Annotated in this window: 15 protein-coding genes; 3 read left to right on the top strand and 12 right to left on the bottom strand. The window is 61.1% G+C overall.

Annotation, left to right across the window (positions count from 1 at the left end):
• The first annotated feature begins 12 nt into the window (after positions 1 to 12).
• Positions 13 to 822: an enoyl-CoA hydratase/isomerase family protein gene (locus C4S59_RS16335; RefSeq protein ID WP_050685854.1), complete on the top strand. Its 810-nt coding sequence runs from the start codon at positions 13 to 15 to the stop codon at positions 820 to 822.
• A 27-nt stretch (positions 823 to 849) separates the two neighbouring features.
• A complete protein-coding gene (locus C4S59_RS16330) occupies positions 850 to 2,046 on the top strand; it encodes a phenylacetate--CoA ligase family protein (RefSeq protein ID WP_234994807.1) in 1,197 nt (398 codons plus the stop codon).
• A 216-nt stretch (positions 2,047 to 2,262) separates the two neighbouring features.
• Here C4S59_RS16330 and C4S59_RS16320 read toward each other — a convergent pair.
• The 12 genes from C4S59_RS16320 to C4S59_RS16265 form a co-directional block, all read right to left on the bottom strand.
• Positions 2,263 to 3,221, bottom strand: a protein-coding gene (locus C4S59_RS16320; RefSeq protein ID WP_103911555.1) for an IS630 family transposase whose coding sequence is annotated in 2 segments (ribosomal slippage) — positions 2,263 to 2,865 and positions 2,868 to 3,221 — 957 coding nt in all. Because the reading frame shifts where the segments join, the coding sequence is not laid out codon by codon here.
• 184 nt (positions 3,222 to 3,405) lie between these two features.
• The gene (locus tag C4S59_RS16315; RefSeq protein ID WP_050685873.1) at positions 3,406 to 4,245 is read right to left on the bottom strand and encodes an FAS1-like dehydratase domain-containing protein; all 840 of its coding nucleotides are present in this window, start codon (positions 4,243 to 4,245) and stop codon (positions 3,406 to 3,408) included.
• Positions 4,246 to 4,256: 11 nt separating this feature from the next.
• On the bottom strand, positions 4,257 to 5,408 hold the full coding sequence (locus C4S59_RS16310) for an acyl-CoA dehydrogenase family protein (protein ID WP_050685875.1): 1,152 nt from the start codon (positions 5,406 to 5,408) through the stop codon (positions 4,257 to 4,259).
• Positions 5,409 to 5,411: 3 nt separating this feature from the next.
• Positions 5,412 to 6,206, bottom strand: coding sequence for a citryl-CoA lyase (locus C4S59_RS16305; protein WP_050685943.1), 795 nt, complete (start codon positions 6,204 to 6,206; stop codon positions 5,412 to 5,414).
• A complete protein-coding gene (locus C4S59_RS16300; protein ID WP_050685877.1) occupies positions 6,206 to 7,120 on the bottom strand; it encodes an SDR family NAD(P)-dependent oxidoreductase in 915 nt (304 codons plus the stop codon). The genes C4S59_RS16305 and C4S59_RS16300 overlap by 1 nt, the downstream gene beginning before the upstream one ends.
• Before the next feature lie 12 nt (positions 7,121 to 7,132).
• Positions 7,133 to 8,092 carry a hydroxymethylglutaryl-CoA lyase gene (locus C4S59_RS16295; protein WP_050685879.1) on the bottom strand — a complete coding sequence of 320 codons (960 nt, stop codon included), beginning with the start codon at positions 8,090 to 8,092 and terminating at the stop codon, positions 7,133 to 7,135.
• A gap of 4 nt (positions 8,093 to 8,096) precedes the next feature.
• A complete protein-coding gene (locus C4S59_RS16290; protein WP_103911554.1) occupies positions 8,097 to 10,103 on the bottom strand; it encodes an ATP-binding protein in 2,007 nt (668 codons plus the stop codon).
• 10 nt (positions 10,104 to 10,113) lie between these two features.
• Entirely contained in the window at positions 10,114 to 11,721 is a 1,608-nt protein-coding gene (locus tag C4S59_RS16285) for an acyl-CoA carboxylase subunit beta (RefSeq protein WP_050685883.1), read from the bottom strand.
• On the bottom strand, positions 11,718 to 13,109 hold the full coding sequence (locus C4S59_RS16280; protein ID WP_050685945.1) for a phenylacetate--CoA ligase family protein: 1,392 nt from the start codon (positions 13,107 to 13,109) through the stop codon (positions 11,718 to 11,720). Before C4S59_RS16280 ends, C4S59_RS16285 begins: the two co-directional genes overlap by 4 nt.
• 26 nt (positions 13,110 to 13,135) lie before the next feature.
• Positions 13,136 to 14,296: an acyl-CoA dehydrogenase family protein gene (locus tag C4S59_RS16275; RefSeq protein ID WP_050685886.1), complete on the bottom strand. Its 1,161-nt coding sequence runs from the start codon at positions 14,294 to 14,296 to the stop codon at positions 13,136 to 13,138.
• Positions 14,297 to 14,305: 9 nt separating this feature from the next.
• A complete protein-coding gene (locus C4S59_RS16270) occupies positions 14,306 to 15,085 on the bottom strand; it encodes an enoyl-CoA hydratase/isomerase family protein (RefSeq protein WP_050685888.1) in 780 nt (259 codons plus the stop codon).
• Positions 15,082 to 16,263 carry an acyl-CoA dehydrogenase family protein gene (locus tag C4S59_RS16265; RefSeq protein WP_050685898.1) on the bottom strand — a complete coding sequence of 394 codons (1,182 nt, stop codon included), beginning with the start codon at positions 16,261 to 16,263 and terminating at the stop codon, positions 15,082 to 15,084. The genes C4S59_RS16270 and C4S59_RS16265 overlap by 4 nt, the downstream gene beginning before the upstream one ends.
• 126 nt (positions 16,264 to 16,389) lie before the next feature.
• Here C4S59_RS16265 and C4S59_RS16260 point away from each other — a divergent pair, with 126 nt between their 5' ends.
• Positions 16,390 to 18,390, top strand: coding sequence for an FAD-dependent oxidoreductase (locus tag C4S59_RS16260; protein ID WP_050685900.1), 2,001 nt, complete (start codon positions 16,390 to 16,392; stop codon positions 18,388 to 18,390).
• Positions 18,391 to 18,416 lie beyond the last annotated feature (26 nt).

Below are 18,416 nucleotides of genomic sequence, written 5' to 3'. Positions count from 1 at the left end.
GGAAATAGAACCATGTCGGAGCGTTACGCAAAATACGACAAACTGAAATTTGACTACCCGGCGGATCGCGTGCTGCGCATCACGTTCGACCGGCCCGAGACGTTTAACTCGGTCGATGCCGAAACTCACACCCAGATGACGGACATGTGGATCGATATCGACCGTGACCCAGACATCAATTCGGTCATCGTGACCGGTGCGGGCAAGGCGTTTTCCGCCGGGGGTGATTTCAGCCTGATCGAAAACATGATTGGCAACTCGCACGAGATCATGAAGACGTGGAAAGAAGCCAAGGATCTCGTCTATAACATCATCAACTGCAACAAGCCGATCATTTCCGCGATCAATGGCCCTGCGGCCGGCGCGGGCCTTGTGGTTGCCATTCTGGCCGATATCTCGATAGCCGGAAAACGGGCCAAGATCGTTGATGGTCACCCGCGTCTGGGTGTTGCCGCCGGTGACGTCGCGGCGATCATCTGGCCGCTGCTGACCTCGATGGCCAAGGCGAAGTACTATCTGATGACCTGCAAGCCCGTATCGGGCGAAGAGGCCGAGCGTATCGGTCTGGTATCAATGTGCGTCGAGGATGATGAGCTGCAGCAGATCGCGCTGGATACAGCCGTCGAACTGGCCAACGGCTCGCAAAGCGCGATCCGCTGGACCAAGTATTCACTGAACAACTGGCTGCGTCAGGCCGGGCCGATCTTTGATGCGTCGACCGCGCTGGAGATGCTTGGCTTCATGAGCGAGGACGTCAAGGAAGGTGTGTTGTCGCACCGCGAGAAGCGCGCGCCGAACTTCCGTAAGGACTGCCCGCTTTAACGCCCGATTGGACGAGGAGGCATGGAAATGTCTGATGATATCTACAAAGATATAGCGCAAGCCTATGCCGCTGCGGCCAACAAGGCTCCTGGCCTGAAATCGCGATTTACGGCTGCCGGATTCGATCCGGCAGCTGTCACATCGGTGGCGGACCTCTCGCGTCTTCCAGTGATGAAAAAAGAAGAGCTTCTGAAGATCCAGCGCAAAAATCCGCCCTTTGGCGGGTTCCTGGCCTCGGATCTGAAGGATGTCGGGCGGATCTACGTGTCCCCCGGCCCGATTTTCGAACCGGCCCTTTCGGACGGTGGCGGCCACGGCCTTGAACTGCTGTTCAAGGCGGCAGGCGTGGGGCCGGGGGATATTATCCTGAACACATGGATGTATCATCTGGTGCCCGCGGGGCTTTTGTTCGACGAAGCGGCACAGGCCGCAGGCGCCACGGTTATCCCCGGCGGCGTCGGCAATACGGAGCTTCAGGCACAGATCATCGTCGAAACCGGCGTGACTTCGATCTGCGCTTCGACCGCGTTTTTCCTGACGCTGGCGGACAAGGTGGTCGAAACCTATGGGCGCGACGCCTGGAAGGTGAAAACAGCCTTCCTCGGCGGAGAGATGGGCGACTGGATGGCCAAACGCCGCCGGATCGAGGAAGACTATGGCGTGTCGACCTGGGCTGCCTATGCCACCGCCGATCTGGGCCTTATTGCATATGAGGATGGCGGCGAAGGCTATGTGGTTCATCCCGGCCGCGTGGTGCAGATCTGCGATCCGGTCAGTGGCGAACAGGTCGCTCACGGGGAACCGGGCGAGGTTGTTGTGACCGCGCGCGATGCCACCTGGCCGATGATCCGGTTCGGCACCGGCGACAGCGCCTTTGCCCTGGAAAGCAACGCGGATGGCACCGTCAGCCGGATTTCAGCATTGCAGGGCCGTGTCGGGGCAGCGGTCAAAGTGCGCGAGATTTTCGTTTATCCGCGCGTGGTTGAAGAAGTCGTCATCGGCACGCCGGGCGCAAAGGCCGCGCAGGCCGTGGTAGTGCGCGAGAACGATCGCGACATGATCCGCCTCTCGCTTGTGCTTGAAGACGGTGCCGACGCTTCTGCTGCGGAAGCAGCCGCCGCCGAAAGCTTTAAACTGCATGCGCGAATTCGCGCCGACGCGGTGAGCATCGTTTCGGAACTACCCGAGAATGCAGAACTGATCGTCAACCAAAAAGACGTCTGAGATCGCGTCTCGATCTTCGGCGACAACCGCAGAAACAGATGGGCGGCCGGGTGACCGGCCGCCCTCTTTCGTCAGGAACAGAGCGCATCTTTGGCGGCGTGGTATTCTCGGTCGAGACGGTCGATGTAGGCCGCCGTGGTCATCACCTCTTTCACCGCTCCGATCCTGAGCAGCCCGATCTGATTGGCCCAAGGTAATTGTTAAAGCGTTTCGATATTAACCTGAGACATATCCGGCAGCCCTGAAGTAATTCCAGCACTCTTCTGGATCGTAGAGATCGCAGATTGATCCGATAGCGTCGAAGACCTCGGTGAAGCTTCTAGCCCCGATCCGTCGCAAGTGGGCTTTCAGCTTTGAATATGCCTGTTCGATGGGGTTCAAATCGGGCGAGTAAGGCGGCAGGTACAGAAACCAGCAGCCGTGGTCGCGCAGGGCCTGCGCGGCGTCCTTGTTGCGATGCGTCGCGAGGTTGTCGAGGATAACAACGGTTCCTGGTGCGATCTCTGGGACCAGCACTTGGCGTATGTAGGCGGCAAAGGCCGGGCCGCCCATCGCACCCTGTATAACCCAAGGCGCGATCAGTGCATCCTGCGTCAGGCCCGCGATCAGTGTCTGCGTCCCCCAGCTTCCAAAGGGCGCGTCCATGGTCAGACGCTCGCCTCGTCTGGATCGGCCACGCAGGCGGGTCAGGTTCGTCTTCACTGCAGTTTCGTCAATAAAGACAACGCGGTCTGGCATCCGGGAGATGGTGGGCAAGCGATGCTTGAACCAATCGCCGCGCTGTTGCCTTACCTTGGCGCGACGGCGCTCGGTGGCAACCGGAGACTTTTTTTGTATGTGAACCCGAGCCGGGACAGCAGGTTGGAGATGGAAGAGTGATGCACTTGCACGCCCTCTGCCTCGGCCAGCGCGTCGCGTAGCTCGAAGAGGGTGATGTCGGGGTCTTGTGCAATCAACTCCTCAAGGAAAGTCTGATGCGGTGCCAGCTTGCCTTTGCCGCGCGGCGGTCCCTGCGGTGCGGGTTCCGCGTGACCCTTGGTCCTCACTTGGCGCGCCCATCGCGCACCTGTCGCAGGTGACAATTTCAGACGCAACGCCGCCGCACGCCCGCTTAACCCTTCGTCAATATATCTCTGAAACCGCGTCCTTAGTGCCGAAGGTAAAGGTGCTGACATGATCCATCCTCCCAAACAGGATGAAACAAACCTGATGCCTTAAGGGAATCCCTCGCGATTCAGGTTCAATCAGAAATGCTTTAATTCAGAGGTTTGCCTGGTCTATTTACCAAGCCTCTCCGCAAAGCCTAACAGATGTTAGAAAAATTGGTCAACAACTGAATCCGCTACCAAAGGAAACTGATCAGATCGCCGCGTACTCTGCGGAAAAGCTTCGAAGACCGTTTTGATCCTGACACCAGACTGTCCCGGAGGCGCCGGTCCCTTCATTGTGCAGTTGCAATTCGCAGGGCAGGGTGAGCGGCGCGAGTCCGCGGAACGAAAACCGGTGGGGCGATGTTTTTAACGCATCCGCCGCCAGATTCAGAAGCAGCGTGGCCTGCAATGGGCCATGCACAACAAGTCCGGAATAGGCTTCGGTTTCGGTGGCGTAGATGTGGTCATAGTGAATGCGATGGGCATTGAACGTCAGCGCCGAATAGCGAAACAGTAGAACAGGATCCGGTGTCAGGGTCGATCTGAGCGTGGTGGGGTCACCCGCGTCAGGTGCGCTCTCGCCCGTGCGGGGGGCGGAAATCTCACGATAAACGATCGTTTGCTGCTCCCGGATACAAAGCCGGTTGCCACTCGAATACTCATGTTCGACGGTCACAAAGACCAATGGGCCACTGCGGCCCTGCTTGGCCACTATGTCCCCGATCACCGAGCGGCGGGTGATGGTTTCGCCGATTTTCAGCGGCGCGATATGCGTAACATCGCCGCCAGCCCACATGCGGGCGGGCAGCGGAACAGGGGGCAGAAATCCACCCCTCGCGGCATGGCCGTCTTCTGACAGGGCGGCAGCTGGCACGGTATCAAGGACAAGGCACCAATGAATTCCCAGCGGGACATCGCCTGATCCGTCCCAAAGATGCGGACCGAGCGTGGCGCGGAATTTGTCGATCAGCCCCTCCGTCAGAACATCTTCCTTAGTCTCGGTGCGTCCCAGCCAGGGCGCCAGCGCGTCAAGGTCGATCTCACCCATAACCCTGGCCTTCAGAACGATCTTGGCATGCCGAGGATATGTTCTCCGACATATGACAGGATCAGGTTGGTCGAGATCGGGGCGACCTGATAGAGGCGCGCCTCGCGGAACTTGCGCTCGACATCGTATTCCCGTGCGAAACCGAAGCCGCCATGGGTCTGGATGCAGGCATTGGCCGCTTCCCAGCTGGCCTCCGAAGCCAGCAGCTTAGCCATATTCGCCTGCGCTCCGCAATCCAGCCCGGCATCGAAGCGCCTGCAGGCTTCAAAGCGCATCAGATTGGCGGCCTCGATGTTCACATAGGACCTGGCGATAGGGAATTGCACGCCTTGGTTCTGGCCGATGGGACGGTCAAAGACCACGCGGTCACCGGCATAGGCGCGGGCCTTGTCGACGAACCAGTATCCATCACCGATACATTCCGCCGCAATCAGGGTCCGTTCGGCGTTCAGCCCGTCAAGAATATGGTAAAATCCGCGCCCCTCGGTGCCGATCAGGTTCTCGGCGGGGATTTCCAGGTTGTCGAAAAACACTTCATTGGTTTCGTGGCCGGGCATATTGGCGATGGGGCGGACCTCCATCCCGTTGCCGATGGCCTCTTTCAGATCGACCATAAAGATCGACAGGCCCTGCGACTTTTTCTTGACCTCGCTCAGCGGCGTGGTGCGTGCCAGCAGGATCATCAGGTCGGAATGCTGGATACGGCTGATCCAGACCTTCTGGCCATTGATCTCATACCGGTCACCCTTCTTGACCGCGGTGGTCTTCAGTTTGGTGGTGTCGGTCCCGGTTGTCGGTTCGGTCACGGCCATGGATTGCAGGCGCAACGCGCCGCTGGCGATGCCGGGCAGGTATTTCTGCTTTTGCTTCTCCGAACCGTGCCTGAGAAGCGTGCCCATGTTATACATCTGCCCGTGGCAATGGCCCGCGTTTCCGCCGCAGCGGTTCACCTCTTCCATGATGATCGAGGCTTCCGTCAACCCCAGATCCGAGCCACCGTATTCCTCGGGGATCATCGCGGCGAGCCAGCCCTCGCGGGTCAGCGCATCGACGAATTCCTCGGGGTAGGTTTCGCGGCGGTGATAGTCGGGCGGGAACTGCGCGCAAAGCGCGCGCATGGCGTCGCGCAGGTCGTTATGGCTGTCGGGGGCCGAGGTCTGCATCGCTTATGCCGCCCCCGGACCCGACGTTTCAAGAATTTCCTGCTCGGCACGCTGCCACAGCTCATAGGAAATCGGGTTTTCGCTCTCTTCGAGGATATGACCGACCAGCCCGATGGACCGCGCCATGACGCCAAAGCCGCGCACGATCTTCCAGGGAAAGCCGAATTCACAGCAGATCGCCCCGATCGCGCCGGTGGCGTTGATCGGCAGCATCTTACCCGATTTTTCTTCGGCAACGGCCTGAATTTTCTGGATCAACTCGATGTATTCACCGGACTTGCCGTTCTCGGCAGCGATCTGGAACAGGCGCGGGGTGCGCGGATCGACCGGTTTGTGCACCGGATGGCCCAGCCCCGGCACGATCATCTTGCGGGCGCGAAATTTTTCTACCGTCTCGACGGCCAGCGCATCCAGATCGACACCGGTGCCCAACTTGTCCTGTGGCAGTGCCTCGTAAAGCATTTTCGAGGCACCTTCCATAGAACCGACAAAGACGGTGCCCAGCCCACACAAGCCAGCCGCCACAGCCGCCTGAAGCGATTCCGGCGCCCCCATATAGGTCATCCGCGCCGCCAGGGCCGAGGGCGTGATACCATGTTCGACCAGGGTAATGACGATGGCGTTAAAGACGCGGCTTTCCTCGGGCGTGGCCTTGCGGCCCGTTAGTTGCAGGAACGCCAGATCGCCAAGGTTCATATGGCCCAGGATCTCGTTGGGCAGGTCGAGGCCACGCACGCTGATCTTGTCAGGGGTGCTCCAGGCAATGCTGGAGCTGATTTTTTCTTTGCGTTTTCCCATCAGACCGGATCCCATGAAAAGACATCCGCCGAAACCTCGAGCGGCGTGAATTGCGATTTGAGCGCGGGAATGGCGCGCTCGGCGATTTCATCTGCGGTCCAGCCATCGCCGGAATGAACCGAGCGCACCGGGCGGGGCTGGTTGAACAGGAAAATCTCGTTGTTGCGCACGGCAAAGATCTGTCCGCTGACGCCTTCGGCCCTGTCCGACATCAGGAAACAGGCCATCGGCGCCACTTTGGCGGGCGTCATCTGCTTGAGCTTTTCAACCCGCGCCTCCTGTTCGGGCGTGTCGGTCTTGATCGAGGAAATCATCCGGCTCCAGGCGAAGGGCGCGATGCAGTTCGACCGCACGTTCCAGCGTTTCAGGTCAAGCGCGACCGATTTCGAGAAGGCCGCGATGCCCAGCTTTGCCGCCGCGTAATTCGCCTGCGCCAGATTGCCGATCAGCCCCGAGGTCGAGGTCATATGCACCAGCGCGCCGCCCTCCTGTTCGCGGAAATAATCGGCCGCCGCGCGGCTGGTGTTGAAGGCGCCATAAAGATGAACCTTCACCACCGCGTCGAAATCCTCGTAGGTCATTTTGTGGAAGAACCCGTCGCGCAGGATGCCGGCGTTGTTCACCACCGCGTCGATGCGGCCGAATTCCTTGACACCCGCCTCGATCATCGCGCGCGCGGCGTCCGGATCGGTGACGTTGCCGCCATCGGCGATCGCATCGCCGCCCGCCGCCCTGATCTCGGCAACAACTTTCTGCGCAGCGGTTTCGGTCTGGCCCGTGCCTTTCAGCGAGGCACCCAGATCATTGACCACCACGGCGGCGCCTTCTGCGGCTGCCATCAAGGCGATATCACGCCCGATCCCACCGCCGGCCCCGGTGACCAGAACGACCTTTCCGTCAAGTGCTTTTGTCATCTTCTTGCTCCCTCAGCGTGACTTGCGGTATTTGTCCAACCCGCCGGTGTGCATGACCCGGCCCATGAGCGGCACACCGATGATCTCTTCTGCTTTGACCGCCGCTGCGATCAGCTTGTCCAGATCAATGCCGGTTTCGATGCCGAGCTCGTGACACAGGAACACTGCATCCTCGGTGCAGACATTTCCTGCGGCGCGCGCGTGGCCGTGGCCCGCGAAAGGACAGCCGCCAAGACCGGCGACGGAGCTTTCGAACATGTCCACGCCCATCGACAGGGCCGCATAAACGTTGGCGATCCCCAGCCCACGTGTGTCATGGATGTGCATACCGATGCGCGCCTCGGGCGCCAATTCGCGCAGGGCGCCGATCATCCGTTTGACCGCCTCGGGGTTTCCCCAACCCATGGTGTCGGCGATCACAAGGATCGGCACGGGGATGTCCTCTTCCTCGCACAGTTGGAGGATAAAGCGGAAATCGTCCAAGATGCGTTCTTGGGGGATGGGGCCCTCGAGGTTGCAGCCGAAGGCGGTCATCACATAGGCCGCGTCGACGGTATATCCCTCTTCCTTGTAAAGACGGACCCAGTCACGTTGTTTTTCCCGCATCTCGGCCGAGGAACAATTGTTGTTCGATTGGGCGAATGCTTCGGAAGGATAGAACAGCAGACGCGGGTCGATATCGACCTCATGCGCGGTCAGGGCCTTGCGAAACCCTTTGTCGTTCAGCCACAGCGATGTGTAGTTCACGCCCGGTTTGCGCTTGATACGCTGGAACAACTCGCCGGTGTCCGCCATCTGAGGAACGTATTTCGGGCTGACAAAGCTGCCGACCTGAATGCGTTTCAGACCGGTTTCGCTGAGCATGTCGATCAGTTCGATCCGCTCTTCGACCGGATAGATCTTTTTTTCGATCTGGAATCCCTCGCGCGGGCCTTCTTCACGAAATTCGACGAATTTGGGAAAGTCGCTCATTTCATCACTCCTCGGATGGCAGGATCTCGGCGATGACCTGGCCGCGATCGACCATGTCCCCATTCGAGACGGATATATTGCTGGCGATCCCGGCCGCGGCCGCCCGGATCGAGATTTCGAGTTTCATGGATTCCATGACCGCGACCACGTCGCCTTCGGCTACGCTCTGACCACCGGAGACCTTGATTTCGACAATCATGCCGGTCAGCGGAGAGGTCACGGCGCGATCCCCCGCGGCATCGCCGCCGGCAAAGGCAAGGGGCGCGGCGGGGCGGAAGACCAGGCGGCCTTCGGGCGTGTCCAGTTCGATCACGCCCGCGTGCAGACGTGCCTCGATCAGATGGACGGTGTCGCCTTCGCCGACACGCCAACAGCCCGGGGTCAGTTCACGTGCCGACAGTGTCAGCGCCTCGCCGTTTTCCGAATAGACGGTGTATCTGGCACCCGGTTTGACAGGGCCGATGCGCAGTTCTTCGGATACCTCGTCAGAATCGGTGAGCGTCACGCTTTGCCCTGCTTCCATCGCATCGCCGCCCAGGCCGAGCCGCCAGCCGGTAAAGGCATCACGGTTGGTCCAGGGATTGGCATCCGTATCGCCGCGCGAGGCGGCCACGAACAGAATGGCGGCAACCGCTTTCCACAGATCAGGGCGAACGAGGGGGGACGCCTGTGTCAGCTCGGCCAACCGGCCGTCGATCCACCGTGTATGAACCTGCATCCGTTCGAATTCAAGGTTTCGCGCCAGTGCCCTCAGAAAGGCGCGATTGGTCTCGACGCCTTCGACCGCGACATGATCAAGCGCCGTGGCCAGACGTGCCAATGCGGTTTCCCGGTCGGGCGCGTGCACGATCAGCTTGGCGATCATCGGGTCGTAATAAGGCGTGACCGCATCGCCTTCCTCGACGCCGCTGTCGATGCGCAGGCCCGACGGCAGGCTGAGCGTGGTCAAGGTGCCGGTCGACGGGGCGAATTGCATCGCCGGATCTTCGGCGTAAAGCCGCGCCTCGACCGCGTGGCCGTTGATCGTCAGATCGTCCTGCACCAATCCAAGGCCCGCGCCTTCGGCAATCCGCAGGTGAAGCGCGACAAGGTCCAGCCCGGTGATCGCTTCGGTGACGGGATGTTCCACCTGAATGCGCGGGTTTACCTCAAGGAAGAAATACTCGTCCCCCGCGACCAGAAACTCGACCGTGCCCAGCCCGCGATAGTCCAGCGTTTCACCAAGGCGCACCGCGTCGCGCGCGATGTCGTCCATAAGCGTCCGGGGCAGACCCCAGGCCGGGGCTTCCTCGATGACCTTCTGGTGGCGGCGCTGAAGCGTGCAATCGCGTTCGAACAGATGCACCACATGGCCCTTGCCGTCACCTGCGATCTGCACTTCAACATGGCGCGCCTCGGGCAGGAAACGCTCCAACAGCAGCCCTTCGGAGCCGAAGGTGGATTTTGCTTCGCGCAGCGCGCCTTCGATGTCCTCGACCAGCGTGGTTTCGTCAGTGACGAGCCGTTGCCCTCGCCCACCACCGCCGCCGACAGCCTTGAGCAGCACCGGCAGGCCCATTTGGCGCACCTCCTCTACAATCTGCTCGGGATCGGACCGCGCACCTTCGGCGCCCGAAATCACCGGGACGCTGGCCGCCACGGCGGCCTCTTTGGCGCTGGCCTTGTCGCCGAAACGTTCAAGCGTTTCCGGCGTCGGCCCCATGAAGATCATGCCAGCGGCTTCGACCGAACGAGCAAAATCGGGGTTTTCGGCCAGAAAGCCATAACCGGGATGGATCGCATCCGCGCCCACTGATTGCGCAGCGGCAATCACCGCGTCGATTTTCAGATAGCTCTCGGATGCAGGTCCGGCGCCGATACAGACCGACCTGCCGATTTCGCGGACATGCAGGGCATTGGCGTCGGCCTGCGAATGCACGCCGACAGGGGTGATCCCGCTGGCCCGCGCGGTGCGCGCGATCCGGCAGGCAATTTCACCGCGGTTGGCGATCAGAAGCGTTTTGATTTTCACGGTTCGCTCCTCACATCCTGAACACGCCGAAGTTGGTATCGACCTTGGGTCTGCGCGATGTCACATCCAGCATCAGCGCCATGACGTCACGGGTCTCACAGGGTTCGATCACGCTGTCGATCCAAAGGTTGGACGCGAAATTATAGGCCCCCTGAAAATCCTCGTATTCCTTGCGGATCGGCGCCTTGAAGGCTTCCTCCTCCTCGGGGGTCCAGCTTTTGCCTTCGCGCTCGTTGATCTGGGCGCGGACCTGGGCCAGCACGCTTGCGGCCTGTTCCGGCCCCATGATCGCCGACCGTCCCGTCGGCCAGGCAAACATTGCGTCCGGCTGGAACGGGCGGCCCAGCATCGCCAGGTATCCGGCCCCGTAAGAGCCACCGGTGATGATTGTGAATTTCGGCACCCGGGCCGAAGACATGGCCGTGATCATCTTGGCGCCGGCCTTGGCAATGCCCATCTGCTCGACCTCGCGGCCCACCATGAAGCCGTTCACATCGGCCAGGAACAGCAGCGGAATATCACGCTGGACGCAGAGATTGATGAAATGCGTCGCCTTCAGCGCGGCTTCGACGAAAAGCACGCCTGTATTGGCGATGATCCCGACCTCATGGCCGTGGATGCGCCCCCAGCCGGTCATGATCGTGTCGCCATAAAGCGGCTTGAATTCGTGAAAATCGCTGTCATCCACCAGCCGGGCGACGATCTCGCGGTTGTCGGTCGGCACCTTGGGGTCGCGGCTGACGAGACCATATATTTCCTCGACCGGATAGGCAGGTTCACGCGGCGTTTCCGGCGTCTTGCGGGGCAGGGGCTTTTCGCCCAGGTGTCGGACGATATCGCGGGTGATGGCCAAAGCATGGGCATCGTCCTCGGCCAGATGGTCGGTCACGCCGGAGACAGAACAATGCATCTTGCCGCCGCCCAATGTTTCGGCATCCACTTTTTCGCCGGTCGCGGCAAAGGTCAGCTCTGGTCCGCCCAGGTACATGAAGCCCTGGCCGCGCACGATGACCACCTCGTCGCAGAGCGCGGGGATATAGGCACCACCCGCGGTGCAGGGCCCCATGACCACGGCGATTTGCGGCACACCGTCACCCGACATGCCGATCTGTTGGTGAAAGATGGACCCGAACTGGCCTTCGTCGGGGAAAAGGTTGGCTTGGTCGGGCAGGAAGGCCCCGCCGGAATCCACGAGCGTGATAACAGGCAGGCGGTTTTTCCAGGCGATCTTTTGTGCCCGGACATGTTTGCGGCAGGTGATCCCGAAATAGGTGCCGCCTTTCACTGTAGCATCGTTGGCGATGATCATGCACTGGCGGCCTTCGATCACTCCGATACCGGTGATGATGCCGGCGCCGGGCGGAACACCCTTGTGCATGTTCAGTCCGGCCAGCTCGCCGAGTTCCAGAAAGGGGGTGCCCGGATCGATCAGCCGTTCGATCCGTTCGCGGGGCAGGATCTTGCCTTTTTCCACATGACGTTCGCGCGCCATTTCGGGGCCGCCGACGCGCTGTGAGAGCCGGAGGGCATGCAGTTCATCGACCTTTTCGCGGTAAGACGCGTCGTTGGCGCGGAAGTCGTCCGACGCAGTGTCGAGAAGGGATTTCATTCTAGTCATGGCAGGTCTGGATATTTCCTGAGAACGAAGGCGACCTTCGCGGCGCCGGGTTTTTCAAAAGTGTCGGCCGCAACCAGGTGAACGTCGGCCTTGAAGACCAAGGAGTCGCGCAGCCGCTGCTCGATTTTCTTTTTGAGGGTGACGTCATCGGCCGGATCGCGATCGGGGCCGCGTTCGACAATCACCGTCAGCGCGCCCTGCGTGGTGTGGCCCTCGAAATCGGCCACGATTCGCATGACGCCGTTGGTGTCCGGCACCATTTCGGTAATGATGCTGTTGATCGCCGACGGGAAGACATTGGCCCCGCGCACGATCAGCATGTCGTCGGTGCGGCCGGTGCAGCGGATCTTCGGTCCGGTGCGGCCGCAGGAGCATTCGGTATCGATCACTTCGATATAATCGCCTGACCGGAACCGCACGAGCGGGCTCGCCTGGCGGCCGAGCGCGGTATAGACCATCTCGCCTTCTGCGCCTTTTTTCCAGGGAATGATCCTGCCGCTCTCCGGGTCGAGCAGCTCGGTCAGGACATAATCCATGTTGACCATGTGCATACCCGACTGGGCGTCGCACTCGGCCCAGTATGTCACGCCCAGATCGGTGCCGCCCAGCATCTCGGTGCATTTCGCACCCCAGGCCTTTTCGATCTTTGCCCGAATTGCGGGAATGCCGCCGCCGGGTTCGCCGCCGACGATCACGCGCTCGATACCCAGTTCGCTGGCCTTGCAGCCAAGCACCTCGGGAGCCTTTTCGGCCAGGTGCAGCACAAAGTTCGGGGCGCCGACCACGCAACGCGGGCGGGTGTCGGCGCAGGCGCGCAGCAGCCGTTCCGCACCGCCATCGGCGCCCACCGGCACATCGATCGTGCCCATGTACTGCAATCCCTGCATCACGGGGATGCCGCCGACAAAGCCCTTGGCGAGCGAAAATGCGTGCAGCACCATATCGCCGGGACGCACACCATTGGCAAAGAAACAGCGCGCTGTCATCTCGTGCCACATTTCGGCGTCGGATTCTGTCAGGGCCACATATGAGGGGCTGCCGGTCGTGCCCGACGAGGCCTGCATCTGGATGATGTCCGACATGGGCGCGGTACGGTGCTTGCCAAAGGGCGGCTCGGCGGCGAGGCTTTCGCGGATCTCGGTCTTGTAGGTATAGGGAAGTTTTTGCAGGTCTTCGATAGTGCGGATATCGTCGAATTCCACACCGGCCTCGGCGAACTTTTCCTGATAGAAGGTCGAGTTCGCCTTGAGATACGCCATCTGATCGCGCAGCCGCTCTTCCTGAATACGGCGCACCTCGTCGAGCGGTGTGCCCTCGATCAGGTGCCAGAAGCGATCATTTACCTTGTCGGCGGCATCCTCCCGCCGGAAGCGCATTCCAAATTGCATGTCGTTCTCCATGTCGGGCAGAGCGATCAATAAGACCGCGGCAGACCCATGACCTTTTCGCCGATAAAGCTCAGGCACAGTTCGCGATTCACCGGTGCTGTGCGCAAAAGGCGGACCAGCGGGTACATTTCGTAAAGCCCCGTATCTTCGGTAAAGCCCGATCCGCCATGCGCCTGAAGCGCCGCGTCGACCGCTTCGATCCCGGCCTCGGCGGCGGCATATTTGGCCATGTTCGACGACGCACCGGCGGGCAGCTTGTTGTCAAACTCCCATGCCGCGCGCCGGGTCATCAGACTGGCCATTTCGACTGCCGCATGCGCCTTGGCCATCGGGTGCTGCACGCCCTGGTGCGCACCGATGGGTTGGCCGAACACATTGCGTTCGGAGGCATAGGCCACGCCCTTGTTCAGGGCGAACCGGCCGATGCCGCAGCACAGTGCGGCCAGGATGATGCGTTCGGGGTTGAGGCTGTCGAACAGAATCGAGAATCCTTCGTCAACTTCGCCGACCACATCCTCGGGGCCGAGATCCACCTCGTCGAAGAACAGTGTCCACTGCTCCTCGGGCAGGGGGATCGAGATCTTCACCCGCTGCTTGTCGACGCCTTTTTTCTTCAGATCGACGGCGAACAGGGTAAAGCCGTCGGTCTTGCGGCTGACCTCGGTATGCGGTTTGGTCCGCGCCACCACGAGGCAGTAGTCGGCCACTTCGGCCCCGGTGATGAAGGTCTTTTCGCCCGACAGGCTGAACCGGTTGCCTCGACGCTTGGCAAGCGTAGTGGCCTTCATCGTGTTCGACCCGGCCCCCGGTTCGGTGATCGCGAAACAGAACTGGATATCACCGCGGCAGGCGGCCGGCAGTAGCTCTTTCTTGTGGAATTCGCTCCCGTGGCTGGCGATATGGGCCAGCGACATGGTCGGCCCGACCACCATCATCAAAAGCGGAATGCCGTGATTGGCGGTGCCTTCCATGAACAGGGCCATTTCGGTCATGCCAAGGCCCGCGCCGCCATATTCCTCGGGCACCATGATGCCGAGGAAGCCGTCATCGGCGATCTGGTGGAACATTTCGTGCGGAAACTCGTGCTTGCGCGCGTGTCTCAGCCAGTAATCGTTGTCGAACTTCTGCGCCAGCTGGCCGCCATACTCGTAAATCTGGCGTTGTTCGTCGTTCAAAGTGAAATCCATGTTCTGTCCTCAGGCCTTGAATCTGGGGGCGCGCCGGTTCTCGAATGCGTCGAGGCCCTCGGCCACGTCATCGCTGGGCAGTGCACGCACGGCGGCATCGCGCTCAAGCCGCATCTGTTGGTCGATACCAAGGTCCGCGCCTTCACGCGCCAACCGCTTCATCTCGGCGATGCCGGGACGTGAACGGGTGGCGATCTTCTGGCAGTATTCCAGCGAGATCTTGTGCAGATCCGCATCCGGCACGACGTAGTTGACCAGGCCGGCCTCTTTGGCCTCGTCCGACTTGAGCCAGCGGGCCGAGAACATCAGGTCGAGCGCCCGGCGCTGCCCCATCAACCGTGTTAGCCGCTGCGAGCCACCCCAACCGGGAATCAGCCCGAATTGCGCGTGCTGATCGCCAAACTGGGCGCTTTCGGCCGCGAAACATACATCGCATGCCAGCATCAGTTCGATCCCGCCGGCCAGACACAACCCCTGCACTGCCACCACGACAGGGAGGGAGGAGGTTTCGAGCGCACGCAGGTTGTTCATGCCAAAGGCGATGAAATGGTCCAGCGCGGCGGGATCGTTCAATTTACCCTTCACTTCCACCAGATCGGCGCCGGTGCAAAAGTGCTTGCCCTGCGCCCGGATGAGGATCGCCCGGATATCCGGGTTCGCCTCGAATTCCGCACGCGCGACAGAAATACGCTCATGCACCTCAAGTGACAGGCAATTGAATTTCTCGGGGCGGGCCAGTTCGATGATGCCGGTGTTGCCCTCGGAAGTGACGAGGATGGGGTCGCTCATTTCGCGGCTCCCTTCGCCTTCTTGTCATACTGCAGCGCCATGCGACCGACCTTTTCGCGGGCGATCACCAGCTTCTGGATCTGCGCGGTGCCGTCACCGATCTGCAGGCCGAGCACATCGTTGTAGCGCTGGTGGTGGGGCAGGTCGGTGGTGTAGCCGTAATGTCCGTGCAGGATCAGGCACTGGTGAAGGATCTCGCAGGCGGTTTTGGGCAGGTACCACTTGCACATGGCGGCCTGAGAGGTGTGCGGCAGGCCACGGTCGCGCAGGTCCAGCGTGTAATAGCAAAGCTGGCGCATCATGGTCAGTTGGGTCTCGGCCTCGGCCAGGGGAAAGCTGACACCCTGATACTGCACGATCGGGGCTCCGAATGCCTCGCGCTCCTGAACGTAGGCCCAGGTTTCATCCACCGACGCTTGCGCGGCCCCCAGGCACTCCAGCCCGATCAGTGCGCGGGAATAGTCGAAGCCCGCCATGATCGTGCCAAAGGCACGGTCCTGTTCCGCCATCATATTTTCGGCCGGAACGAAAACATCGTCAAAGAACACCGACCCGCGCCCGACAGGCTTGGTGCCGATGTCGTCAAAATGGGTGCGCTTGATGCCTTCCTGGTTCAGATCGACGAAAAAGGCGCTGACCCCGCGTGAGCCGCCGTTAGGATCGCCGGTACGGGCAAAGACGACCGCCGCATCCGCCTGACTGGCAAAACTCATGGATGTCTTTTCACCGTTCAGCCGCCAGCCGTTGCCGGATTTCTCAGCTCTCAGAATCAGGTTCGCCGCATCCGAACCGCCGCGCGGCTCTGTCAGGCCCAGGCCAATGACCGCATCACCCGAAACAACCTTGGGCACCCATTCCGACGCGATGTCCTTGGAGGCATGTTTGGCAACCATTCCGCCCATGAGAGAGCCCAGAAGCTGCACGTAACTTGCGTTGAAATCGGCATAGGCGATCTCTTCGACGATCAGCCCTGACGTGACAGAGCTTTCGCCGAGTCCCCCGAATTCCTCGGGCAGATCGGCCCCGATCAGCCCCAGTGCGCCCATCTCCTTGATCAGAGCACGGTCGAATGTATGGCCGCTGGCGCGTTCTTGATATGTGGGCGCAAGCCTTTCAGTTGCGAAGCGCTTTGCGGTCTCGCGAAACGCCTTCTGATCGTCTGTAGGCTGGAATTGCATCGGTGCTCCTCCCCATGAGCGAAAATCTTCTTTCCAAAAATCTAACAAATGTTAGAATGTAGATCAAGTGCAGTTTTGAGGAGGAGAACCAAAGTGAAAAATAGACCAGATGGAAGCTTTGAAACCATGCTCTCGCCCATCCGCGCAGGCCAGCATACATTGCGAAATCGTGTCATCATGGGGTCGATGCACACGCGGTTGGAAACCGAGCCTGACGGCATAGCCAAACAGATCGCGTTTTACGCCGAGCGTGCGCGGGGGGAGGCGGCGATTCTGATCACCGGCGGGTTTTCGCCCAATGCCGAGGGCATATTCGATCCAGAAGGTCCGCGAATCGATGATCCGGAAGAAGCGCTTAGCCTGCGCCCGATCTGCGAGGCGGTGCAGGCCGAAGGCAGCCTGATCTGCGCGCAACTCCTCCACGCCGGGCGCTATGCCAAGATCGAAGGGTGTGTGGCCCCGTCACCGATCCGCGCCCCGATCAACCGTTTCATCCCGCGTGAAATGACCGACGCCGACATTCTCCGTACCATCGAGGATTTTGCCGTGGCGGCCGCCAATGCGCAGGCCGCAGGCTTTGATGGCGTCGAGATCATGGGGTCCGAGGGATACCTGATCAACGAATTCACCGTCACCCATACCAACAAGCGCCAAGACGACTGGGGCGGCAGCGCCGCGAACCGCCACCGATTCCCGGTCGAGATCGTGCGCGCGGTGCGCGAACGTTGCGGCCCCGAGTTTCTGGTCATCTACCGGATTTCGGCGGCCGATCTGGTCGAGGGCGGCGCGCCCGCCGATGAAATTGCCGCACTGGCCCGCAAGATCGAGGCCGCAGGTGCGGATATTCTGAACACCGGCATCGGCTGGCACGAGGCCCGTGTGCCGACGATCGCCTATCCGGTGCCGCGCGGTGCCTGGCGCAAGGCGGCAGCCAACGTGAAAGCGGCCGTGTCGATCCCGGTGGTCGCCTCGAACCGGATCAACACACCCCAGCTTGCCGAAGACATACTTGCCTCTGGCGATGCGGACATGATCTCGATGGCGCGCCCGTTTCTGGCCGATCCGCATTTCGTGAAAAAGGCGCGAGAGGGCCGCGCGGACGAGATCAACACCTGCATCGCCTGCAACCAGGCCTGTCTGGATTTCATCTTTTCGGACCGGCCGGTCGGATGTCTGGTCAATCCAAGGGCCGGGCGTGAAACCGAATTCCAGGATACGCCAACCGACGCGCCAAAGAAAGTGGCCGTCGTCGGCGGTGGTGCCGCGGGCATGGCCACAGCCGCCGAGGCGGCGCGGCTGGGCCATGCTGTCACGCTGTTCGAGGCGCAGGACAAGCTGGGCGGTCAGCTGAATCTGGCCCGCGCCGCACCCGGCAAGGACGAATTCGACGAAACCCTTCGGTATTATGCCGGTCAGATGCAGAAACACGGGGTCACGCAGCGTCTGGGACAACGGGCAGAGGCGAGCGATCTTGAAGGCTTCGACCATGTGGTCATCGCTACCGGGGTCACGCCGCGGGTTCCCGACCTGCCGGGTATCGACCATCCCAGCGTCGCGACCTATGCCGAAATTCTGTCCGGCGACCGTGTGGCGGGCGACCGTGTCGTCGTGATGGGGGCAGGGGGCATCGGTCATGATGTGGCCGAGTTCTTGGTGACCGAACCCGCCGAGACTGCCAACTCCGACGTCTTTTGCGAAACCTGGGCTGTGGACCCCGAATTTGTCTCCTCGGGTGCCCTGAGTGGCGACCCTCTGGCCCCGGAACCATCGCGCCGCAAAGTCGTCATGCTTCAGCGCAAGACATCGAAACCCGGTGCAGGTCTGGGCGTCTCGACAGGGTGGATTCTGCGGAATGCGCTGCGCAAACACGGGGTCGAGGCCATGGGCGGCGTGACCTATGAATATATCGACGACGCGGGGCTGCACATCGTTGTGGATGGAAAGCCAAAGGTCATCGCGGCCGATACAATCGTGTTGTGCACCGGTCAGGAGCCGGAACGGGCCCTGGCAGAAGAGCTTGCCGCGCGCGGCGTCCCGGTTACAATGATCGGCGGGGCAAAGGAGGCCGCCGAACTGGATGCGCTGCGAGCCATTGATGAAGGCGTGCGCCTGGCGCAGGGTCTCTGAACCGAAGCCCGCGCAAGGGGGGATAC

This window comes from Thalassococcus halodurans (assembly GCF_900108225.1).
Taxonomy (GTDB): Bacteria; Pseudomonadota; Alphaproteobacteria; order Rhodobacterales; family Rhodobacteraceae; genus Thalassococcus; species Thalassococcus halodurans.
The sequence above is the reverse complement of the archived record's forward strand: the minus strand, read 5'-3'. Positions and strand labels throughout refer to the sequence as shown.

Coding starts and splice junctions, on each gene's coding strand:
- C4S59_RS16315 (WP_050685873.1), bottom strand. CDS start 4,245: ATGGGTGAGATCGACCTTGACGCGCTGGCGCCCTGGCTGGGACGCACC.
- C4S59_RS16330 (WP_234994807.1), top strand. CDS start 850: ATGTCTGATGATATCTACAAAGATATAGCGCAAGCCTATGCCGCTGCG.
- C4S59_RS16300 (WP_050685877.1), bottom strand. CDS start 7,120: ATGACAAAAGCACTTGACGGAAAGGTCGTTCTGGTCACCGGGGCCGGC.
- C4S59_RS16305 (WP_050685943.1), bottom strand. CDS start 6,206: ATGGGAAAACGCAAAGAAAAAATCAGCTCCAGCATTGCCTGGAGCACC.
- C4S59_RS16275 (WP_050685886.1), bottom strand. CDS start 14,296: ATGGATTTCACTTTGAACGACGAACAACGCCAGATTTACGAGTATGGC.
- C4S59_RS16285 (WP_050685883.1), bottom strand. CDS start 11,721: ATGACTAGAATGAAATCCCTTCTCGACACTGCGTCGGACGACTTCCGC.
- C4S59_RS16260 (WP_050685900.1), top strand. CDS start 16,390: ATGCTCTCGCCCATCCGCGCAGGCCAGCATACATTGCGAAATCGTGTC.
- C4S59_RS16295 (WP_050685879.1), bottom strand. CDS start 8,092: ATGAGCGACTTTCCCAAATTCGTCGAATTTCGTGAAGAAGGCCCGCGC.
- C4S59_RS16265 (WP_050685898.1), bottom strand. CDS start 16,263: ATGCAATTCCAGCCTACAGACGATCAGAAGGCGTTTCGCGAGACCGCA.
- C4S59_RS16270 (WP_050685888.1), bottom strand. CDS start 15,085: ATGAGCGACCCCATCCTCGTCACTTCCGAGGGCAACACCGGCATCATC.
- C4S59_RS16280 (WP_050685945.1), bottom strand. CDS start 13,109: ATGCAATTTGGAATGCGCTTCCGGCGGGAGGATGCCGCCGACAAGGTA.
- C4S59_RS16335 (WP_050685854.1), top strand. CDS start 13: ATGTCGGAGCGTTACGCAAAATACGACAAACTGAAATTTGACTACCCG.
- C4S59_RS16310 (WP_050685875.1), bottom strand. CDS start 5,408: ATGCAGACCTCGGCCCCCGACAGCCATAACGACCTGCGCGACGCCATG.